Consider the following 21,958-nt stretch of genomic DNA (forward strand, 5'->3'; position numbering starts at 1 on the left):
AACTTCCCGATCGCCACCAACTGCGCCGCGGCCGCCCGATTCTCCGCCCGCCACCCCGCGCCGAGCTGCTCAAGCCAGCCCGCGGACTCCGCGGTGCTTGAGGGATGACGGCGCTCCAATACTCCTCCTCAGCCGCCCACGCCTCCGGCGACGGCACCCGCCCCGTCGGCCCCGCCACCGCAGACCGCCCACCATCGAACATGTGTTCGATTATGCCATCGTGGGGTGACAAGAATCACTGATGTCTCAGGAGATCGGTGACGGTTTCTGTATCAGGACATCGGCGACAGTGGGTGTGTCAGGACTCCGGTGGCCGAAAACGAGCGGCACTCCACTCCGCCGCCAACCCATCCCAAGACGCCGCCGCCGACAGCAACGGCCCCGTGCCCGCACCGGCATAGATCTGCGCGGAATTGAGTTCTGGAGGCAGAACGGCGAAACTCATCGCCAGGCTCCCGTCTTTCCCGCGGCCGACAACGCGGAGGTTAAGCCATATCGGGCCGGAAATCTCAGTTGCCGATCACCTTTAGACTGGTGGTCGCAAAAGCACAGTCAAGGAGCGTAGTGAACAGCCAGCAGAACGGGGCCCAAACCGGAACCGCCCGCGTCAAGCGCGGCATGGCGGAGATGCTCAAGGGCGGCGTCATCATGGACGTCGTCACCCCCGAGCAGGCCCGTATCGCCGAAGGCGCGGGCGCCGTGGCGGTGATGGCGTTGGAGCGGGTACCCGCCGACATCAGGGCCCAGGGCGGGGTGTCGCGGATGAGCGACCCCGACATGATCGAGGGCATCATCGACGCGGTCACCATCCCGGTGATGGCCAAGGCCCGGATCGGGCACTTCGTCGAGGCGCAGATCCTGCAGAGCCTGGGTGTGGACTACATCGACGAGTCCGAGGTACTTACCCCCGCGGACTACACCCACCACATCGACAAGTGGCAGTTCACCGTGCCGTTCGTGTGCGGCGCGACCAACCTGGGTGAGGCGCTGCGACGCATCACCGAGGGTGCGGCGATGATCCGCTCCAAGGGTGAGGCCGGCACCGGCGACGTCTCCAACGCCACCACGCACATGCGCGCCATCGGCGGCGAAATCCGTCGGCTCACGTCGTTGTCCGAAGACGAATTGTTCGTTGCCGCAAAGGAATTGCAGGCACCCTACGACCTCGTCGTCGAGGTGGCCCGGGCGGGCAAGCTGCCGGTCACGCTGTTCACCGCCGGCGGCATCGCCACTCCGGCCGACGCGGCGATGATGATGCAGCTCGGTGCCGAGGGCGTGTTCGTCGGCTCCGGCATCTTCAAGTCCGGTGACCCCGCGCAGCGGGCCGCGGCCATCGTCAAGGCCACCACCTTCTACGACGACCCCGACGTGCTGGCCAAGGTGTCGCGCGGGCTGGGTGAGGCAATGGTCGGCATCAACGTGGAGGAGATCGCCGAGCCCCATCGCCTCGCGCAACGGGGCTGGTAAGAACATCCCGTGGCGATCGAAGAGATCCTCGATCTCGAGCAACTCGAGGTCAACATCTACCGCGGCAGCGTATTCAGCCCCGAATCGGGCTTCCTGCAGCGCACCTTCGGCGGCCATGTGGCCGGCCAGTCGCTGGTCTCGGCGGTCCGCACCGTAGACCCGCGCTATCAGGTGCATTCCCTGCACGGCTATTTCCTGCGGCCCGGGGATGCCAAAGCGCCGACTGTCTACATTGTCGAGCGCACCCGCGATGGCGGATCGTTCGCGACCAGGCGGGTCAACGCTATCCAGCACGGCGAGATCATTTTCAGCATGGGCGCGTCCTTCCAGACCGACCAGGAGGGCATCAACCACCAGGACGCCATGCCGGCGGCGGCGCCGCCGGACGGGCTCCCGGGCCTGTCCTCGTCGAAGGTGTTCGACGACGCCGGCTTCAAGCAGTTCGAGGAGTGGGACGTCTGCATCGTGCCGCGCGAGAAGCTGAAGCTGTTGCCCGGCAAGGCGTCCCAGCAACAGGTGTGGTTCCGGCACCGGGACCCGCTGCCCGACGATCCGGTCCTGCACATCTGCGCGCTGGCCTACATGAGTGACCTCACGTTGCTGGGGTCTGCGCAGGTCACGCACATGGAGGAGCGCGCGCACCTGCAGGTGTCGTCGCTGGACCACGCCATGTGGTTCATGCGGGCATTCCGAGCCGACGAGTGGTTGCTTTACGACCAGTCCTCCCCGTCGGCGGGCGGGGGCCGCTCGCTGTGCCAGGGCAAGATCTTCAACCAGAGCGGCGAGATGGTGGCCGCGGTCATGCAGGAGGGGCTGACCCGCTTCAAGCGCGGATACCGGTCGTGAGCGCGCCCCGGGTCGGGGTGCTCGCCTTGCAGGGCGACACCCGTGAGCACCTTGCCGCGTTGCGTGAAGCCGGGGCCGAGGCCAGCACGGTACGGCGCCGCAGCGAGCTCGACGCCGTGGACGGGTTGGTGATTCCGGGTGGAGAGTCCACCGCGATGAGCCACCTGCTGCTCGATTTCGACCTGTTGGAGCCGCTGCGGGCGCGGCTGGCCGAGGGACTGCCGGCCTACGGCGCGTGCGCCGGAATGATCCTGCTGGCCAGCGAGATTCTGGATGCCGGAGCCGACGGCCGGGCCGCGCTACCGCTGCGGGGCATCGATATGACGGTGCGGCGCAACGCTTTTGGGCGCCAGGTCGACTCGTTCGAAGGCGACATCCCGTTCGAAGGGCTGGACGGCACGGTTCGCGCGGTGTTCATTCGGGCGCCGTGGGTGGAACGGGTCGGCGACGACGTGCAGGTGCTGGCCCGGGCGGCCGGGCACATCGTCGCGGTGCGCCAGGGTGCGGTGCTGGCGACGGCGTTTCACCCGGAAGTGACCGGCGACCGTCGCGTACACGGGCTGTTCGTCGACATGGTGACGGGGCGTTAGCTACCCGACCGTCGCGCCAGCGCGGCGGTGGGCCCCAGCGTCACTCTGGCGTGACGCTCGCCGTAACCGAGTCGCCACGTAGACTCGGCTGGCAATTATTGAGAGCGAAAGAGGTAAGTCACACCGATGAGCGGCCATTCCAAGTGGGCCACCACCAAGCATCAGAAGGCCGTCAAAGACGCGCGCCGCGGCAAGGAGTTCGCCCGGCTGATCAAGAACATCGAGGTCGCCGCCCGTACCGGCGGTGGAGACCCGGCCGGCAACCCGACGCTGTATGACGCGATCCAGAAGGCGAAGAAGACGTCGGTACCCAATGACAACATCGAGCGGGCCCGCAAGCGCGGTGCGGGCGAGGAAGCCGGCGGCGCCGATTACCAGACCATCATGTACGAGGGCTATGGACCGAACGGTGTCGCGGTGCTCGTCGAATGCCTGACCGACAACCGCAACCGTGCCGCCAGTGAGGTACGGGTGGCGATGACGCGCAACGGCGGCACCATGGCCGACCCCGGTTCGGTCTCCTACCTGTTCTCTCGCAAGGGCACGGTCACGCTGGAGAAGAACGGACTGACCGAGGACGACGTGCTGACCGCAGTCCTTGAGGCTGGCGCCGAGGATGTCAACGATCTCGGCGACAGCTTCGAGGTGATCTCCGAGCCGACCGACCTCGTCGCGGTGCGCACCGCGCTGCAGGAGGCGGGCATCGATTATGAGTCGGCCGAGGCCAGCTTCCAGCCGTCGGTGAGCGTTCCTGTCGACGTCGAGGGCGCCCGCAAGGTGTTCAAGCTGGTCGACGCCCTGGAGGACAGCGACGACGTGCAGAATGTCTGGACCAACGTCGACCTCTCCGACGAGGTGCTGGCCGCCCTCGACGAGGAGTAACGACTCCGGCTCGTCCATCGTGGCGGCTTGTTGGTTACGGGTGCCACCGGCTTGCGGTGTGCACGACAGTTCCGCCTGCGCTGCTCGGGTACAGATGCCACGTCTGCCATTGCCAGCCGTTGCCGTCGGGCTCGGCGGCCAGCGCGGTCAGTGCGGCGTCGTCGCCGGGGAATATCCCACCGAGCCAGCCAACTTCTTTGGCGCAGCGGTCACGCAGCCGGCTTGCAAGCGCGCGGAAGCTGGCCTCGCCATGCTTCTCTGTCCGCGCTTCGATCCAATATCCGGGCGCGCCGGAACGGCTGGGCAGTTCGTCGCCCGCGGTGCACGAAACCTGCTCGGAGAAGCGGGTTGTGCCGTGTTCTACCGTGACAACGTGCGACGCGCCAAGGACTCCGAGTAACAGTGCGCCCCCGCCCGGATGCGCCAGACGGCAGGTCGCGAGCGGGTCAGGTGCCACCGTGTTCAATGCCAGCGCCAACCGGGCCCCAGACACATCGGCTGGGGCGACAGCGAGCTGATGAAGCGGCACCGGACATAACCTAACGCACCGGTCCGAGGCGTGTCCCTACCCCGTGATGTCGCACCCACCGGCTAGGCTATCGAACAGCTGTTCGGAGTGAAGTGGGGAGCTGCGGTGCGGGTGATGGGCGTCGATCCCGGGTTGACGCGGTGCGGGTTGTCGCTGGTCGAGAGCGGGCGCGGCAGACAGATCACCGCGCTCGACGTCGACGTGGTGCGCACCCCGTCAGACCAGCCGCTGCACCGCAGACTTCTGGCCATCAGCGACGCGGTGGAGCACTGGCTGGACACACACCTGCCCGACGTGCTGGCCATCGAGCGGGTGTTCTCCCAGGCCAACGTCGCCTCGGTAATGGGCACCGCGCAAGCCGGCGGCGTCATCGCACTCGCCGCTGCCCGACGCGACATCGACGTGCACTTCCACACGCCCTCCGAGGTGAAGGCGGCGGTCACCGGCAACGGCAGGGCGGATAAGGCCCAGGTCACCGCGATGGTCACCCGGATCCTTACGCTGCAGGCCAAGCCGTCGCCCGCGGACGCCGCCGACGCGCTGGCGCTGGCCATCTGCCACTGCTGGCGGGCGCCGACGCTGGAGAAGATGGCCGAAGCCCAGGCCCGGGCGGCGCAGCAACGCGACAAGTACCTGGCCAAGCTGAAGGCCGCGCGATGATCGCCTCGGTTCGCGGTGAGGTACTCGCGGTGGCGCTGGATCACGCGGTGATCGAGGCGGCCGGGGTCGGTTACCGGGTCAACGCGACGCCCTCGACGCTGGCCACGTTGCGCCAGGGCAGCGAGGCGCGACTGATCACCGCGATGATCGTTCGCGAGGATTCGATGACCCTGTACGGGTTCTGCGACGTCGAGACGCGCGATCTGTTCCAGACGCTGTTGTCGGTTTCGGGTGTGGGGCCGCGGCTGGCAATGGCCACTTTGGCGGTCTACGACGCGGCGACCCTGCGTCAGGCGCTCGCCGACGGTGACGTCACCGCCTTGACCCGGGTGCCAGGCATCGGTAAGCGCGGTGCCGATCGGATGATCCTGGAATTGCGGGACAAGATCGGCGCGGTCGGCGGCACCGGCGCGCCCGCGGTGAACGGTCACGCGGTGCGGGGGCCGGTGGTGGAGGCGCTGGTCGGCTTGGGCTTCGCGGTCAAACAGGCCGAGGAGGCCACCGACAAGGTGCTGGCCGAGGATCGGGAAGCAACCACGTCGACGGCGCTGCGGTCCGCGTTGTCACTGCTGGGTAAGTCGAAATGAGCCGCGGCGCCGACGATGCAGAGCGCAGCGATGAGGAGAAGCGGCGCAAATGACAGAAGAGGATTTCGAACGCGACGTGTCGCCGACGCTGGCCGTCGGCGAGGGTGACATCGACGGCAGCCTGCGGCCCCGCTCGCTACGCGAGTTCATCGGCCAGCCCAGGGTGCGTGAGCAGTTGCAACTGGTCATCGAGGGAGCCAAGAACCGCGGCGGCACACCGGATCACATCCTGCTGTCCGGACCGCCGGGGCTGGGTAAGACCTCGCTGGCGATGATCATCGCCGCCGAGCTGGGCTCGTCACTGCGGGTGACCTCGGGACCGGCCCTGGAACGTGCGGGCGACCTGGCCGCAATGCTGTCCAACCTGCTCGAACACGACGTGTTGTTCATCGACGAGATTCACCGCATCGCCCGGCCCGCCGAGGAAATGCTGTACCTGGCAATGGAGGATTTCCGCGTCGATGTGGTGGTCGGCAAGGGACCGGGTGCCACGTCAATCCCGCTGGAGGTCGCCCCCTTCACGCTGGTCGGCGCCACCACCAGATCCGGCGCGCTGACCGGCCCACTGCGCGATCGGTTCGGCTTCACCGCCCACATGGACTTCTACGAGCCGGCCGAGCTGGAGCGGGTGCTGGCCCGCTCCGCCGGGATCCTGGGTATCGAGCTCGGCGCCGATGCCGGCGCGGAGATCGCCCGCCGGTCTCGCGGGACTCCGCGCATCGCCAACCGGTTGTTGCGCCGGGTGCGTGACTTCGCCGAGGTGCGCGCCGACGGCATCATCACCCGCGACGTCGCGAAGGCAGCGCTGGAGGTCTACGACGTGGACGAGCTGGGGCTGGACCGGCTGGACCGGGCCGTGCTGTCTGCGTTGACCCGCAGCTTCGGCGGGGGCCCGGTCGGTGTGTCGACGCTGGCGGTGGCGGTCGGGGAGGAGGCCGCGACCGTGGAAGAGGTGTGCGAACCTTTCCTGGTGCGCGCGGGCATGGTCGCCCGCACGCCGCGGGGAAGGGTGGCCACGGCGCTTGCGTGGACGCACCTGGGGATGACGCCACCGGTTGGGGTGGCGCAGCCCGGACTGTTTGACTAGGAGGACGTCGTGGTTACCGCCGCACTGGTTTTCGCCGCGCTCGCCGCGGTATTGCACGTCTACATCTGGAGCATGGAGTCGCTGACGTGGACGTCGCCGCGCACCCGTGCGACGTTCGGCACCACGCCCGAGGAGGCCGAGACCACCAAACTGCTGGCCTACAACCAGGGCTTCTACAACCTGTTCCTGGCGATTGTGACCGGCGTCGGCATTGCCGCGGTGTTCATGGGCCACGGGGATGTGGGAGCCGCCCTGGTGTTCGCCGGCGTCGGCTCGATGGCCGCAGCTGCGGTGGTGCTACTGATCTCGGCGCGGGATAAGGCACGGGCCGCGGTGACGCAGGGCCTTTTCCCTGTGATTGCGCTTGTGCTGCTGGGTGTCGGTTTGGCGTCTTGAGCTTGGGCCCGCCCAACGTGGGCCTCACGTAAGGAAAAGTGCCCCGGCGCCGCCATAGCCCCCACGCTCGACGCGCGCTGAGCCCCCGCGTTACACCACGGCACCACCGGGGTACCCAAGCCGGTACCTATGAAGGAGATGCCATGAAGAACATCGACGGCCGGCCCGCCCGCGGGCGTATCCCGCGCTCGCGCGGCGCAGTAACCGGTCTACTTCTCGTCATCCTGGGCGCGTGGGGAGCTCTTATCCCGTTCCTCGGCCCGAACTTCGACTTCGCGTACACACCGGGTCAGTCTTGGACCGCGGCACGCGGTTGGCTCGAGGTGCTCCCCGGTGTTGCGACCGTGATCGGCGGGTTATTGCTGATCACGACCAGAAGCCGCGCCGGCGGCATGGTTGGCGGCTGGCTAGCCGCGCTTGGCGGCGCCTGGTTCGTCGTTGGCGGCGCGTTTGCGCCGGTGCTGGGCATCGGCTCGGCCGGTGACCCCGTCGCCGCGACCGACCGGAAGCGCGCGGTTCTCGAGGTTGCCTACTTCTCCGGCCTGGGCGTGCTGATCGCCTTCCTGGCAGGGGCGGCGCTGGCGCGAGTCGCCGTCCGGCTGGCGCGCGACGTCGAGCGTGTAGAAGCCGTGAACCGGGCTCCGGCGTCCCAGCCGTACGTGTCCGGTGTCGAGCCCGCTCGCGAGAACGAGGTGGCCACCGATGCCCTCACCACGCCGCGAGTAGAGCACGTCGGTCCGACCGGTCAGGCTGACCCGACTGCTGTCACCGAACGACGGCGCGGCGGATTGTTCCGTCGCCACCGCACCCCGGTCGCGCACCAGTAGCGATGGCCGGGGGAGCCGTCGAGGGCTAATGCGTCAGCCGTTCTCGCCTCGCCCCTAGCCTCGCCAAGGACCGCGCTGCCTCCCTGGCCGCCATGGCCAGCGGTGCCGGTGCTGCCCCCGCCATTGGCCCTCCTGAAGAGTGATCTGTAACGCGCGGGATTGCGGCTAAACATTACGACGGTGGAGCTGATCAACTGTCTTGCGACCGGCATGAGAAGGCGGCCGCAAACGGGCGGTCGACCTCGATCTGTGCTCTCGGGATGGATCGCGGATCAGCCCGACTGGCCTGACCCGCCCCTGGCGCTGACTTGGAATAGGTAGGACGTGCCGCCGCCCCCACCCTCGGCGAGGGCGTCACCGCCGTTGCCTCCCATCAATCCGAATAGGCCACCGGCGATGCCAGTGCCGCCCTCGCCGCCGTCGGCGCCGTCTTGGCCAGGGAACCCGTCAGCGCCCACGGGCACACCGTTATTGATAGTGCTCAAGCTGCCTTCTCCGCCGCCTCCGCCGACGCCGCCCAATGCGTTGGCGCTACCCGTGCCGCCGCTACCGCCGTCAGCGCCTGCACCCACAATCGAGCTGTCACCACCGACGCCACCGCTACCGGCGACGCCGCCTACACCGCCGGAGGCACCACCGCCGCCGCCACCGCCGCCGAAGGCTCCTATTCCGACCGCGGCACCCGCGCCGCCGCCACCACCGCCGCCACCCCTACCGCCGTCGGCTCCAGTCGCCGCGCCGCCGGTTCCGCCGCCGCCACCCGCGCCACCGCCAGCGATTCCACCAGTACTCGCACTGACGGCAGTCCCACCAAAACCGCCATCGCCGCCGGTGCCGCCCCCGCCGCCGAGGGCTCCGCCGCCTCCACCGGCGCCGCCTTGACCACCCGCGCCGCCACCGCCGCCGCCACCGGAGAAGCCCAGCCCGTTGGCGCCGCCGGAGGTATTCGCGGCGCCGAAGCCGCCATTGCCCCCGTCTCCGCCTTGACCGCCCTCACCTCCCGTGCTGCCGCCCGCACCTGGCGCGCCACCGTTACCGCCCTTGCCGCCGGTACCGCCCTGCCCGCCGCCTGCGCTTGCGGTGCCCTCGGTGGCAGTGTTGTTGACGCCGCCGGTGCCGCCGTCGCCGCCGGTTCCCCCAATACCGCCCCTGCCGCCGGCGCCGCCGCCGGATCCGCCGATGCCGGCACCGCCGGTGCCGCCAGTGCCTCCAGTCCCACCGCTGCCTCCGTTGCTGCCGACGGTGGGCGCAATGCCGGACGTCCCTGTCGAGCCGAGGGCTCCATCGCCCCCGTTGCCGCCCTGGCCACCGCTGCCGCCAGTGCCGTTGCCGCCTGCCGCTCCGCCGTCGACGCGGGTGCCTGCGGCTCCGGCGGTGCCGCCGGTGCCACCTTGGCCGCCTTGGGTTCCCATGCCGCCGCTGCCGCCGGTGGTGGTGCCGGTGTGGTGGCCGCCGTTTCCTCCGGTCCCGCCGTTGCCGCCGGTGCCACCGATGCCGGCGTGGCCGCCGCCAACTCCGTTGATGCCGGCTCCGCTGGTGCCGCCCGTGCCACCGGTGCCGCCCTGGCCACCTTGATTCCCGCCGGTCGGATTAATGGTGCTGCTGGCCCCGTCCGTTCCGGTGGCGCCGTTGCCGCCGTCGCCGCCTTGGCCGCCGGTGCCGCCGATACCTACATTTCCGGCCGCTCCGCCGTCGACGCGGGTGCCAGCGGCACCGGCGGTGCCGCCGCTGCCGCCCTGGCCGCCTTGGCCGCCCATCCCGCCGCCGCTGGCACCGGTCGCAGTGGTGCCCGTGTGGTGGCCGCCGTTTCCGCCGATCCCGCCGTCGCCGCCGTCGCCGCCCGCCCCAGCCTGGCCGCCACCGACGCCGTTGATGCCGGTTCCTCCGGTACCGCCTGTTCCGCCGGACCCGCCCTGGCCACCTTGGTTGCCGGCCGTAGGGCTGGTGCTGCTGTTGGTGCCGTCGGTCCCGGCGGCGCCGTCGCCGCCGTCGCCGCCTTGGCCTCCAATACCGCCGGTGCCGTTGCTGCCCGCTGCTCCGCCGTCGATGCGGGCGCCAGCGGCGCCGGCCGTGCCGCCCGTGCCGCCCTGTCCGCCCTGGGCTCCCATACCACCGCCGCTAGCACCGGTGGCGGTGCTGCCGGTGTGGTGGCCGCCGTTGCCTCCAGAACCGCCGTCGCCGCCGGTGCCGCCCGCGCCGGCCAGCCCGCCACCGACGCCGTTGCTGCCGGCTCCAGCGGTGCCGCCTGTTCCGCCGGCCCCGCCTTGACCGCCTTGATTGCCGGCGGTCGGGGTGGTGCTGCTGCTGGTGCCGTCGGTGCCAGAGGCGCCGTTGCCGCCGCTGCCGCCCGTCCCGCCGGTACCACCCGTACCGGCGCTCCCGGCCGCTCCGCCGTCGACGCGGAGACCGGCGGCTCCGGCGGTGCCGCCGGTACCGCCCTGTCCGCCTTGGGCTCCCATGCCGCCACCGTTGGCTCCGGTGGCGGTGGTCCCTGTGTGGTGGCCGCCGTCGCCACCAGAACCGCCGGAGCCGCCGGCGCCGCCGTTTCCGGCCTGGCCGCCACCGACGCCATTGATGCCGGCTCCGCTTGTGCCGCCACTCCCGCCGGCCCCACCTTGGCCACCTTGATTGCCGGCGGTCGGGGTGGTGCTGCTGTTGGTGCCGTCGGACCCAGTGGCGCCGTTGCCGCCCGTGCCGCCCGTGCCGCCGGTACCACCCGTACCCACACTTCCGGCCGCTCCGCCGTCGACGCCGCTGCCGCCGGCCCCCGCGGTGCCGCCGGTGCCTCCCTGTCCGCCTTGGGCGCCCATGCCGCCGCCGGCGGCGCCAGTGCTGGTAGTGCCCGTGTTGGTACCACCGACGCCGCCGGTCCCGCCTTGGCCACCCATGCCGCCCTGACCGCCGGCCCCGCCGCCCACGCCGTTGACGCCCGAGCCGCCGTTTCCACCCTGGCCGCCGGCGCCGCCCTGCCAGCCTTGCCCACCGATCGCGGGGGCGGGGCCTGCGATGCCGGCCAGACCGTTGTCGCCCTGTCCGCCATTGCCACCCTGACCGCCGATGCCGCCGGTGCCCGTTCCGCCGGCAACCCCGCCGGCGGCGAACACACCGCCGGACCCACCGGCTCCGCCGGCTCCCGCGGCACCGCCGTTGCCGCCGGTGCCTCCGTTACCGCCGTCGACACTGAAGCCGACTCCGGTGCCGCCCGCGCCACCTAGGCCGCCGGCCCCGCCAGTGCCGCCGATACCGCCGGCCCCGCCTGCATTCAGCAAGCCGGTCCCAGCGCCGCCCTGCCCGCCGGCGCCACCGGCGCCGCCCGAAAACCCGGTATCACCCTGGCCACCGATTGGCCCGGCACCCGCAGCGCCGGCTGCACCGGTTCCGCCGGCGCCACCGGCACCACCGGCGCCGCCTGCTCCCGCGCCGCCGCCGAACAAAGCCCGTCCGACCCCGCCAGTGCCGCCCGTCCCCCCGGCCCCACCGATACCGGTGAGCCCGGCGACCCCGGCACCGCCGGCGCCGCCGACCCCGCCGAACCCGCCTAACAGACCGCTGGCACCGCCGGCGCCACCCGCACCGCCGGCCACCCCCGCCGCGCCGGCACCGCCAGCGCCGCCGGCACCGCCATTACCGAACAAACCCGCGTCACCGCCACGCCCGCCGCTTTGGCCGGTCGCTCCTGAGCCGCCGATGCCGCCGTTTCCCCAAAGGATTCCGCCGGCGCCGCCGGCCTGCCCGGTATAAGCTGCCCCGTTTGCCCCGTTGCCGATCAGGGGGCGCCCCAGCAGGGTGTTGGTCGGGGCATTGATCATGCCGAGGACGCCTTGTTCCAGGGACTGTAGAGAGAGCCCATTTGCTGCCTCAGCGGCCGCGTACGCCCCGGGACTGGCGCTGAGCGATCGAACGAACTGGTCGTGGAACAGCGCAGCCTGGGCACTGAGCGCTTGATATTCCTGACCGAATGAGCCGAAGAGTTTGGTGATCGCCGCCGAGATTTCGTCGACGGCCAGCGGAGGGATTCCGGTGGTTGCAGGTCCTGCCATTGCAGCGGCCGCGCGAAGCGCTTCTCCGATTCCGCGAACCTCGCCGGCCGCGGTGGCAACGGCCTCAGGCGAGGCGATCACGTACGACAAAACAGGCCCTCCTGACCTCGTGAAAATTGTCTCCGCTGCATATTTGCGAGGAACGCTACCGCGCCCCCGCAGGATCTGAGCCGAATCCGTGATTCGCCAGGCGTGTTCGGTTCCCTGTGACAACTACCCGGATGAACAGAGTGCCGGCGGTGTCGACGCCATGTCAGGCTGCCCCATCTGCGGTTGATCAATCAGATGTTGAACCGGCAAGCAGGGCGTTCGGCGGTTTCTCGTCGAACGCCCTGCTTGCTGATCGTGCTGTTAGAGCAGGCCGAGCAATCGCAAATCGCTGACGTACTTGGCGATGATCGGCGGTGTGATGTGCGGAATGTCCTTGTCCGCGCCAATTTTGGCGTCCTGGACGGCCGCACGGAACCGTTCGGTGGGGGCGATCGACCCACACTCCGGCTTCGCCGGGCGCTGGTAGTTGTGCAGCAGCGGCAATAGCGAGCTGTGGCGCTGCGCTTCCGGCAGCGCCCGCAGCGACGTCTCGAACCGCTGCAGCCAGTCGCCGTAGTCGGCGATGCGTTGGATCGGGCAACCCGTGTCGACCAGCCAGTCGACGAACTCGTCCAGGCCGATCCCGTCGTCGTACGGGTTCATCACGTGGAAGGTCTGGAAGCCGCGTTCGTTCAGCGAGCCCAGCGTGGCGACGGCATCGGCGATGAACTCCACCGGCAGACCGTCGTAGTGCGAGCGCTGGCGGTTGCCGTCGGCGTCGAGTTCGTAGAACGAGCCCGGCGCGATCCCAGTGGCGACCAGGCTGAGCATCATCCGGGTGAACATGTCCGGCACGTTGAGCTGACCGGCATAGCTGGTGTCGGCCAGGATCATGTCGCAGCGGAACACCACCACCGGCAATGCGCACAGGTCGTGCGCCTCTCGCAGCAGTACCTCGCCGGCCCACTTGCTGTTCGCGTAGCCGTTGGCGTAGCTGTCGTCGATGGCCCGGGTGGCACTGATGGTGCGGACGTCGGCGTCCTCGACGAACCGCCCCGCCGGGATCTGATCACCGACCGCGATCGTCGAGGTGTACAGGAACGGTTTCTGGCGGGTGGTCAGCGCCAGCCGCAGTAGCTCTGCAGTGCCCAGCGCGTTGGGTCCGAACAGCTGGCTGTACGGCAGCACGTGGTTGACCAGCGCCGCGGGGTCGACGATCAGGTCGACGGTGTCGGCCAGCCGCTGCCAGGTACCGGCATCCAGCCCCAGGTTCGCCTCGCCTTTATCGCCGGCGAGCACCTCGAGATGATCGGCGGCCAACCCCTGGTAGTGGGCCAGCAGCGCGGGGTCACCACTGTCAAAGACCTGGTCCAGACGCTCCCGTGCCGAGGCGTCGGACTTCGCCCGCACCAGGCAGATCACCTTGCCGTCGACCAGCTGCATCCGCTCCAGCCATTCCAGCGCCAGGTAGCGACCCAGGAACCCGGTAGCGCCGGTCAGCAGAACGGTGCGGACCTGGGCGCTGGGCGCGGGCAGTCCCGGCGCGGCGGCCAGGGTGGCGGCGTCGATGAACTTGTCCAGCGTGAGGTCACCGGCGTGCACCTGGGTCGCGTCCCGCCCGTGCACCGACGCGAAGCTGGGCCGCCGAGCGCCGGGAGCGCGCTGCGTCTCGATGTAGTGCGCCAGCGTCTGCAAGTCGCTGGCCGGGCTGACGATGACGCCAACCGGCACGTCGACGCCGAAGATCTGGTGCAGCAGGTTGGCGAACGACAGCGCCGAGAGCGAGTCGCCGCCGAGGTCGGTGAAGTGAGCGTCCGGTCGCAGATCACTCGCGCTGGTGCCCAGCAACGCCGCCGCCGCGCGGGACAGCGTCTCGAGCACCGGCCGCTCCGCGCCGCCCTGGCGCAGCGCACGCAGTTCGTTGGCCTGGCTGCCCGCCAGCTCGGTGTAGAGCTGTTCCAGCCGCGCGCCGTAGTGCTTCTTCAGTTGCGGGCGCGCCAGCTTGCGGATGCCGGTCAGCAGTCCGTTCTCCAGCGTCCACGGGGTCGTCTCGATCAGGAAGTCACGCGGGATCTCATACGACTGCAGATCCGCCGCCTTGGCGACCTCCTGCAGCGACGCGGCGATGCGCGACTTGAGCTCGTCGGCACCCAAGCGCGCCAGCGCGTCCTCGGTGGGAACGATCACGGCCAGCAGGTAGGCGCGGGCGCTGTTGCCGTAGACGTAGGCCTGGCGGACCAGCGGGCTGTCGGCGAACAGCGGCTCCAGCTTGGACACCGTGACGAACTCGCCCTGGGACAGCTTGAGCACGTTGTTGCGGCGATCCAGGTAGACCAGCTCGTCCGGGCCGACCAGGGCCATGATGTCGCCGGTGCGGTAGAAGCCGTCCTCGTCGAACACCTCGGCGGTGATCTCCGGGCGCCTGTAGTAGCCGGGAAACATGTTGGCGGTCTTGAGCAGCAGCTCGCCGCGGGGGTGCGGGCGGTCGGTCAGGAAGTAGCCGAGGTCCGGCACATCGACCAGCTTGTAGTCGAGCACCGTCGAGCGCCGGATACCGCCGTCGATCGTGGCCATCCCGGCCTCGGTCGAGCCGTAGCCCTCGACCAGGTGGATGTCGAGCAAGTCCTCGACCCACGCCTTCATCTCATCGGATATCGGTGCTGAGGCCGTCAGCGCGTCGACGAATCGACCGCCCAGCACGGTCGAGCGCAGCTCCTCGAGCACCTGCCGCTGCGCCGCCGCGGGGTCGTCACCGCCGGCCACCAGCCGGTCGACCTGGCTCTGGCACTTCTCGAACAGCATGTCCCACACCCGCGGTACGAAGGTGAGCTCGGTCGGCCGCACCGCGGCCAGATCCTCGAACAGGGTGGACAGGTCGCTCTTGCCGACGAAGTAGGCGGTGCCGCCGTTACCCAGCGTGCCGAACAGGATCTGTCGGCCCATGATGTGGCTCATCGGCATGAAGTTCAGCGTGATCGAGGGCTCTGTCTTCGGCTTTGACTCGAAGTCGTTGCTGGCCCAGAAGTTCAGCACCCGGCTCTCGTTGTTCATCGCCCCCTTGGGCGCGCCCGTGCTGCCGGAGGTGTAGATCAGCAACGCGACGGGGTTGTCGACGCCGGAGTCTCCCGACGGAACGGGCAACCCCGCACCCCGCGCCAGCACCTCGTTGAGGGTCTCGACGACGACGGCGGTGTCGGACAGCCGAATACGCGCGGCCTCGAGGGCGCCGCGCTCGTCGGACACCTCGGGGTGGTAGTCGAAGACCACCAGCCGGGCGGGCGCGTGGCCGGTCAGCGCCAGCTCGACGGCGTCGGCGAGATTCCCGACGCTCGAGGCGATCACGGTGGGCTCGGTCTCGGCAACGATGGGCTGCAGCTGAGTCAGCGCCGCGCCGGTCTGCAGCGGCACCGAAACCGCGCCCAGCTTCGCCAGCGCAACGTCGATCACGGTGTAGTCGACGCTGGTGAAGCCGACGATGCAGACCCGGTCGCCGGTCCGGACGGCGTCGTGCGCGGCCAGGGCCGCGGCGAATGAGTCGATACGAGACGACAACTCGCGGTAGCTGATCGTTTCGAACCGGGGGAGCAGCTCGAGCGTGGTGCGGCCGGTGGCTGGGTCGGTGACGAATTCAGCGGCCCGCTGGCCCAGCGCCGGGCGGTCCGCATAGCCCGCCATGACGGTGGCGACGAGCTGCGTGAGACGCAGGCCAGGCCGGCGGATCGCCTGGGCGATCTTCGGGTCGGGTTTGGCGGCGGCGAACTGCGCGTCGGTGGCGTAGAGGTTTTCGATGCGGCGTGCAAGCCGCTCTTCGCGTGTAGTGGTTGACATAGCAGTGCCTCGCATCCGACAGGGGTGGGAATCCGTCGCGCCTCGTCGCGCTCTGATAGCTAGAACGTTAGCAAAAGTAACGATCTACCCGACTATGACATCCACCACTCGGTCCCGTCCCCCGCGAGCAGACGCAGAATCGCACGATCGCGGCCCGCGCAGTGCGATTCTGCGTCTGCTCGCGAAGGCACGCGCCCAGACCCCGGAAACGCCAATCGCCAGCCCCCCGAAGGTGGGGGACTGGCGACGGGACCGGAGCGGGTTAGAGCAGGCCGAGCAGCCGCAAATCGCTGACGTACTTGGCGATGATCGCCGGCGTGATGTGCGGAATGTCCTTGTCCGCACCGATTTTGGCGTCCTGGACGGCCGCGCGGAACCGGTCGGTCGGTGCGAGGGAGCCCCGCATCGGCTTCTCGGGCTTCTGGTAGTTGTGCAGCAGTGGCAGCAGCGACGCCTGCCGCTGGTTCTCGGGCAAGCCGCGCAGCGATGTCTCGAACCGTTGCAGCCACTCGCTGTAGTCGGCAATGCGCTGGATCGGGTTGCCCGCGTCAACCAGCCAATCGACGAATTCGTCCATGCCGATGCCGTCGTCGTACGGGTTCATGACGTGGTAGGTCTGGAACCCTTCGCCGACGTTCTGGGCGCCCAGTGTCGAGATCGCCTCGGCGATGAACTCGACAGGCAGACCGTCGTAGTGCGCCGGCTGCCGGTTGCCCTCGGCGTCGGTCTCGTAGAACGAGGCGGGAGCGATCCCGGTCGCCACCAAGCTCAGCATCATCCGGGTGAACATGTCCGGCACGTTGAGCTGACCGGCATAGGTGGTGTCCGCCAGGATCATGTCGCAGCGGAACACCGCGACTGGCAGGCCGCACAGGTCGTGCGCCTCGCGCAGCAGCACCTCACCGGCCCACTTGCTGTTGCCGTACCCGTTGGCATAGCTGTCGTTGATGGCGCGGGTGGCGCTGATCTCCCGGATATCGGCGTCCTCGGTGAACTGGCCGGGCTTGATCTGGTCGCCCACCCCGATCGTCGAGACGTAGGTGTACGGCTTCTGCTTGCTGGTCAGCGCGATCTTGATCAGCTCGGCGGTGCCCAGGGCGTTGGGCCCGAACAGTTCGCTATAGGGCAGCACGTGGTTGACCAGGGCGGCCGGGTCGACGATCAGGTCGACGGTGTCAGCGAGCCGTTGCCAGACCTGCGGGTCCAGCCCGAGGTTGGCCTCACCCTTGTCACCGGCGATGACCTCCAGGTGGTCGGCGGCCAGTTGCTGGTAGTGCGCCAGCAGCTTGGGGTCGCCGCTGTCGAAGGTGCGATCCAGCCGGGCGCGCGCCTCCTCGTCGGACTTGGCCCGCACCAGCGCGATGACCTTGCCGTCGACCAGGTCCATGCGCTCGAGCCAGTCCAGTGCCAGGTAGCGACCGAGGAAACCGGTGGCGCCGGTCAACAGCACGGTCCGCACCTCGCTGCTCGGCTTGGGCAGGTTCGGCGCCGCTTCCAGTGTTGCCGCGTCGAGGAACTTGTCCAGCGTGAGGTCGGAGGCGTGCACCTCGACCGCGTCACGACCGTGCACCGCGGCGAACGACGGCCGCTTGGTGCCCTGCCGTTCGGCCTCGATGTATGCCGCGACTGCCTGCAAGTCGTTGGCCGGGCTGACGATCACACCCACCGGTACGTCGATGTCGAAGATCTCGCGCAGCAGGTTTCCGAACGTCAACGCCGACAGCGAGTCGCCGCCCAGGTCGGTGAAGTGGGCGTCGGGCGCCAGGTCGGTGCTCGCGGTGCCGAGCATGGCCGCCGCGGCACGGGTGACGGTCTGCAGCACCGGTGCCTCGGCTCCGGTACGGCGCAGCTCGTTGAGCTCATTGGCCTGCCCGGCTTCCAGCTCGGCATAGAGCTGCTCGAGCTGCTCGCCGTAGTGCTGCTTGAGCTTCGGCCAGGCCAGCTTGCGGATCCCGGTCAGCAGCCCGTTCTCCAAGGTGAACGGCGTGGTCTCGATGATGAAGTCACGCGGCACCTCGTAGGACTGCAGGCCGGTCTCGCGGGCGACGCTCTGCAGCGAGTCCGCGATCATCGGCTTCAACGCCGCGACGTCGTGGCTGGCCAGGGCCTCTTCGGTCGGGACGACGACGGCCAGCAGGTACGGGTGCGCACTGTTGCCATAGACGTAGATCTGCCGCACCAGCGGGCTGTTGCCGAACACCGCTTCCAGCTTGGCCACGGTGACGAACTCACCCTGGGCGAGCTTGAGAACGTTGTTGCGGCGGTCGACGTACACCAGTCGCCCGGGGCCGACCTCGGCAACGACATCGCCGGTCCGGTAGTAACCGTCCTCGTCGAAAACGTTGGCGGTGATCTCCGGCCGCCTGTAGTAGCCGGGGAACATGTTCTCCGTCTTGAGCAGCAACTCGCCCCGCGGGTGTGGCCGGTCGGTGGCGAAGTAACCGAGATCGGGCACGTCGGCCAGCTTGTAGTCGATGACCGGCGGGCTCTGGATCTCGCCGTCGAACAACACCATGCCGGCCTCGGTCGAGCCGTAGCCGTCCAGCAGGTGCATCTCCAGGAGCGACTCGACCCACTGCTTGAGCTCGGGTGAGGTAGGGGCGGAGCCCGTCATCGCGAAGATGAACCGGCCGCCGAGCTGGTACTGGCGCATCTCGGCAATGACCTCGGCCTCCACCGCATCGCGGATGGCCTGGTCGGTCGCGTCCGGCAGCCGGCGGTTGACCTGCCGCTGGAATTCGCCGTAGAGCGTCTCCCAGATGCGTGGCACGAAGTTCAATTCGGTCGGCCGCACCAGCTCGAGGTCTTCGAGCAGGGTGGACAGGTCGCTCTTGGCGGCGAAGTAGGCGGTGCCGCCGTTGCCCAGCGTGCCGTACAGGATGCCGCGTCCCATTACGTGACTCATCGGCATGAAGTTGAGGGTGATCGAGGCCGCGGTCTCGCCGAACCAGTTGCGCGCCGACCGGCACCACATCTTGCCGACGTTGCGTTGCGGATACATCGCGCCCTTGGGCGCGCCGGTGCTACCGGAGGTGTAGATGAGAAGCGCCAACGGGTTGTCGTCGTCGGTGGCGGCCGACGGTGTGGCTGGCAGCGACTCGCCGCGCTCGAGGAGCTCGGCCAGCGTCTCGACGGTCACCGCCGAGTCGGCGAGTGCGGCGCGGGCGGCTTCGAAAGCCTCGCGCTCGTCGTCGACCTCGGGGTGGTAGTCGAAGACCACCAGCTTGCGGGGGGCCGCGGCGCCGCCGATCAACTCGACGGCATCGGGCAACTGCTTGATGCTGGCGGCGAATGCCACCGGCTCGGTCTCGGCCACGATGGGCTGCAACTGCGCGAGCGCCGCGCTGGTCTGCAGGGGGACGGCGACGGCGCCGATGAGGCCTAGCGCGATGTCGATCGTGGTGAAGTCGACGCTGGTGAAGCCGAGGACACAGACGCGGTCGCCGCTCTGGACCGAGTTTTCGGTCAGGGCCCGGGCCAGCGCGCCGGTGCGGTCGTTCAGTTCCTGGTAAGTGATGGTCTCGAAGCGAGGGAGCAACTCCAGTGCGGTGCGTCCCGTTTGCGGGTCCTTGACGAACTCCACGGCGCGCTGTCCCAGGGCCGGACGATCGGCGTAACCCTCCAGCACGGTCTGGACGATCTGCGGGTAGCGCAGTCCAGGCTGCTCGAGGGCCTCGACCACCGTCGGGTCAGGGGCGGCTGCGGCGAACTGTGGGTCTGTGGCGGTCAAGTCCTCGATGCGGCGTTCGAGCCTCTCGTCGTGAGTGGCATTCGACATGACAGTTCCTTAGTAAGACTCAGAGAAGTAAGAGATGGTCTGCGCAACGCTGCGCTAACCCTTAGAACGTTAGCGAAACTAACATTATTCCTCAATGAAATGGGCCTGGGAACTCTTTGTGAATTCGACCACGGCACTTCAACGCTACGCGTTCGACGCCTAGAGCTCGGCCAGCAGCCCGGTCAGCACTTCGAGTCCTTCGGTGAGCAGTTCATCGCTGATCGTCAGTGGGGGCAGCAAGCGGACGATATTGCCGAACATGCCGCAGGTCAGCACGATCACCCCGGCGGCATGCGCGGCGGTGGCCAACTTGAGCGTGAGTTCGGGATCGGGTTCCGCGGTGCCGGACTTGACCAGTTCGATCGCGATCATCGCACCGCGGCCGCGTACGTCGCCGATCCGATCGTCCCCGGCCTGCACCCGCAGCAGCGGCTCGGTGACCAGGCGTTCGATCTGCCGCGCCCGCTCGACCAGCCCGTCGGACTCGATGGTCTCGATCGTGGCCAGCGCCGCCGCACAGGCGACCGGATTGCCGCCGAACGTGCCACCCAGGCCACCGGCATGCACGGAGTCCATCATCTCGGCGCGGCCGGTGATCGCCGACAGCGGCAGCCCGTCGGCGATGCCCTTGGCCGTCACGATGATGTCGGGCTCGATGCCCTCGTGCTCGCAGGCGAACATCGCTCCGGTGCGGGCGAAACCGGTCTGCACCTCGTCGGCGATGAACACGACGTCGTTCTGGTGGCACCACTCGAGTAGCGCGGGCAGGAAGCCCTCGGCAGGGACGATGAAGCCGCCTTCGCCCTGGATCGGCTCGATGATGACGGCCGCCAGATTGCCGGCACCGACCTGCTTGTCCATCACGCTGATCGCGCGGGCCGCGGCCTTCTCGCCGTCGGTCGCCAGTTCCTTGTCCAGCAGTCCGTCCCGGTACGGATAGGACAGCGGCGCCCGGTAGATCTCCGGGGCGAACGGCCCGAAGCCGCTCTTGTAGGGCATGGACTTGGCGGTCAGGGCCATCGCCATGTTGGTCCGGCCGTGGTAGGCGTGGTCGAACGCGACGACGGCGGGCTTGTGGGTGTGATAGCGCGCGACCTTGATGGCGTTCTCGACCGCCTCGGCGCCCGAATTGAAAAGCACCGAACGCTTCTCGCCCGATCCCGGAGTGATCCGGTTGAGCTGCTCGGCGACGGCGACGTACTGCTCGTAGGGCGTGACCATGAAGCAGGTGTGGGTGAATTCGGCGACCTGCCGGCGTACCGCCTCGACGACGGGAGGTGAGGAGTTGCCGATCGTGGTGACCGCGATGCCCGACCCGAGGTCGATCAGCCGGTTGCCGTCCACGTCCTCGACGATGCCGCCGCCGGCCCGTGCCACGAAGACCGGGAGCGTGATGCCGACGCCGTGTGACACCGCAGCGGTGCGCCGCTTGTTCAATTCCAACGACGCGGGGCCAGGGATTTCCGTGACCAAATGGCGGCTCTGTTCGAGGCTGGCCACGGACTTTCTCCTTCCGCGCCGCGCCGGTCACGTCGCATTTATGAGCCTAGCGGGTACCCGCTCGGTGCGGCCCGCCGACGATGCCGGTCGGTTTACGACCTGCGGGAATGGCAGACTGGACGGTCAATGAGGTGAGCCGGCCGGGGTTAGCCCGGCAGCGTCCCGGGTTCTGCCAGGGAAATTCGAGCACTACCGATACGAAAGACAGGCGTGTTGATGGAGAGTTTTGTCTTGTTCTTGCCGTTCCTGCTCATCATGGGCGGCTTCATGTACTTCGCGTCGCGAAGACAGCGGAAGGCGATGCAAGCCACCATCGACCTGCACGAGTCGCTGCAGCCGGGGGACCGGGTGCACACCACGTCCGGGCTGGAGGGCACCGTCGTTTCCTTCACCGACGACACGGTCGACCTGGAGATCGCGCCCGGTGTGGTGACGACCTGGATGAAGCTGGCGGTGCGCGACCGGATCCTGCCGGACGACGACGAAGATCTGGACGACGAGGATGGCTATCCGGCTGGCTACGGGGAAAGTCCCGCGCTCGAGAAGGCGGACGAAAAGGATTCCTGACCGGAGCCGACTCCCGGCGCAGCGCGCCACGTAGTCTTTCCGGAGGCTCTCGCCCGCTCGACCGGGGGTCCCAACCGATTCCAAGGAGATATAAGGAACGTGGCATCGTCTTCGGCGCCGGTGCATCCTGCCCGCTACCTGTCGGTGTTCCTGCTCATGCTTGTCGGCGTTTACCTGCTGGTCTTTCTCACCGGTGACAAGAAGGCCAGCCCCAAGCTGGGCATTGACCTGCAGGGCGGTACCCGGGTGACGCTGACCGCCCGCACTCCGGACGGCTCGCGGCCCAGCCGGGACGCACTGGCGCAGGCGCAGCAGATCATCAGCTCTCGGGTCAACGGGCTGGG

15 protein-coding genes and 2 pseudogenes are annotated in these 21,958 nt (G+C 68.9%); 11 read left to right on the forward strand and 6 right to left on the reverse strand.

The window, feature by feature from the left end:
* Positions 1-322: 322 nt before the first annotated feature.
* Positions 323-445, reverse strand: a pseudogene (locus A5645_RS26830) (PPE domain-containing protein); the annotation flags it as partial.
* Positions 446-564: 119 nt separating this feature from the next.
* On the opposite strand from A5645_RS26830, the gene pdxS reads away from it, so the two are divergent.
* The 4 genes from pdxS to A5645_RS04090 all read left to right on the forward strand — a co-directional run bounded on the left by pdxS (position 565) and on the right by A5645_RS04090 (position 3,785).
* Positions 565-1,467, forward strand: a complete 903-nt coding sequence (gene pdxS / locus A5645_RS04075; protein ID WP_036355155.1) for a pyridoxal 5'-phosphate synthase lyase subunit PdxS — start codon at positions 565-567, stop codon at positions 1,465-1,467.
* A gap of 9 nt (positions 1,468-1,476) precedes the next feature.
* Positions 1,477-2,313 (forward strand): acyl-CoA thioesterase II, encoded by an 837-nt coding sequence (gene tesB / locus A5645_RS04080; RefSeq protein WP_065033924.1) that lies wholly within the window; start codon positions 1,477-1,479, stop codon positions 2,311-2,313.
* Positions 2,310-2,903 (forward strand): pyridoxal 5'-phosphate synthase glutaminase subunit PdxT, encoded by a 594-nt coding sequence (pdxT, locus tag A5645_RS04085; protein ID WP_065128553.1) that lies wholly within the window; start codon positions 2,310-2,312, stop codon positions 2,901-2,903. Before tesB ends, pdxT begins: the two co-directional genes overlap by 4 nt.
* Positions 2,904-3,029: 126 nt before the next feature.
* Positions 3,030-3,785, forward strand: coding sequence for a YebC/PmpR family DNA-binding transcriptional regulator (locus A5645_RS04090; protein ID WP_065033926.1), 756 nt, complete (start codon positions 3,030-3,032; stop codon positions 3,783-3,785).
* Between the two features lie 34 nt (positions 3,786-3,819).
* On the opposite strand, the gene A5645_RS04095 is transcribed toward A5645_RS04090, so the two are convergent.
* On the reverse strand, positions 3,820-4,314 hold the full coding sequence (locus tag A5645_RS04095; RefSeq protein ID WP_065128554.1) for a DUF2617 family protein: 495 nt from the start codon (positions 4,312-4,314) through the stop codon (positions 3,820-3,822).
* Positions 4,315-4,419: 105 nt separating this feature from the next.
* On the opposite strand from A5645_RS04095, the gene ruvC reads away from it, so the two are divergent.
* The 5 genes from ruvC to A5645_RS04120 all read left to right on the forward strand — a co-directional run bounded on the left by ruvC (position 4,420) and on the right by A5645_RS04120 (position 7,871).
* Complete coding sequence (gene ruvC / locus A5645_RS04100) at positions 4,420-4,974, forward strand: crossover junction endodeoxyribonuclease RuvC (protein ID WP_065033928.1); 555 nt, start codon at positions 4,420-4,422, stop codon at positions 4,972-4,974.
* Positions 4,971-5,561: a Holliday junction branch migration protein RuvA gene (ruvA, locus tag A5645_RS04105; RefSeq protein WP_065128555.1), complete on the forward strand. Its 591-nt coding sequence runs from the start codon at positions 4,971-4,973 to the stop codon at positions 5,559-5,561. The genes ruvC and ruvA overlap by 4 nt, the downstream gene beginning before the upstream one ends.
* 49 nt (positions 5,562-5,610) lie before the next feature.
* Positions 5,611-6,648, forward strand: coding sequence for a Holliday junction branch migration DNA helicase RuvB (gene ruvB, locus A5645_RS04110; RefSeq protein WP_065033930.1), 1,038 nt, complete (start codon positions 5,611-5,613; stop codon positions 6,646-6,648).
* Between the two features lie 9 nt (positions 6,649-6,657).
* Positions 6,658-7,044 carry a DUF1304 domain-containing protein gene (locus A5645_RS04115; protein ID WP_065033931.1) on the forward strand — a complete coding sequence of 129 codons (387 nt, stop codon included), beginning with the start codon at positions 6,658-6,660 and terminating at the stop codon, positions 7,042-7,044.
* A 143-nt stretch (positions 7,045-7,187) separates the two neighbouring features.
* On the forward strand, positions 7,188-7,871 hold the full coding sequence (locus A5645_RS04120) for a hypothetical protein (RefSeq protein ID WP_065128556.1): 684 nt from the start codon (positions 7,188-7,190) through the stop codon (positions 7,869-7,871).
* A gap of 272 nt (positions 7,872-8,143) precedes the next feature.
* Here A5645_RS04120 and A5645_RS29025 read toward each other — a convergent pair whose 3' ends face one another.
* From A5645_RS29025 to gabT, 4 genes are all read right to left on the reverse strand, one after another.
* Positions 8,144-12,001 carry a PE family protein gene (locus tag A5645_RS29025; RefSeq protein ID WP_155767835.1) on the reverse strand — a complete coding sequence of 1,286 codons (3,858 nt, stop codon included), beginning with the start codon at positions 11,999-12,001 and terminating at the stop codon, positions 8,144-8,146.
* Positions 12,002-12,262: 261 nt separating this feature from the next.
* On the reverse strand, positions 12,263-15,769 hold the full coding sequence (car, locus tag A5645_RS04130; RefSeq protein ID WP_065128557.1) for a carboxylic acid reductase: 3,507 nt from the start codon (positions 15,767-15,769) through the stop codon (positions 12,263-12,265).
* A 262-nt stretch (positions 15,770-16,031) separates the two neighbouring features.
* Positions 16,032-19,547 (reverse strand): carboxylic acid reductase, encoded by a 3,516-nt coding sequence (gene car, locus A5645_RS04135; protein WP_065128558.1) that lies wholly within the window; start codon positions 19,545-19,547, stop codon positions 16,032-16,034.
* A 159-nt stretch (positions 19,548-19,706) separates the two neighbouring features.
* Entirely contained in the window at positions 19,707-21,047 is a 1,341-nt protein-coding gene (gene gabT / locus A5645_RS04140) for a 4-aminobutyrate--2-oxoglutarate transaminase (RefSeq protein WP_065128559.1), read from the reverse strand.
* 216 nt (positions 21,048-21,263) lie between these two features.
* On the opposite strand from gabT, the gene yajC reads away from it, so the two are divergent.
* Both yajC and A5645_RS04150 read left to right on the forward strand, forming a co-directional pair.
* Positions 21,264-21,614 carry a preprotein translocase subunit YajC gene (gene yajC, locus A5645_RS04145; RefSeq protein WP_065034141.1) on the forward strand — a complete coding sequence of 117 codons (351 nt, stop codon included), beginning with the start codon at positions 21,264-21,266 and terminating at the stop codon, positions 21,612-21,614.
* A 99-nt stretch (positions 21,615-21,713) separates the two neighbouring features.
* Positions 21,714-21,958, forward strand: a pseudogene (locus A5645_RS04150) (protein translocase subunit SecD); the annotation flags it as partial.

The organism is Mycobacterium asiaticum (assembly GCF_001673635.1).
Classification (GTDB): Bacteria; Actinomycetota; Actinomycetes; order Mycobacteriales; family Mycobacteriaceae; genus Mycobacterium; species Mycobacterium asiaticum_C.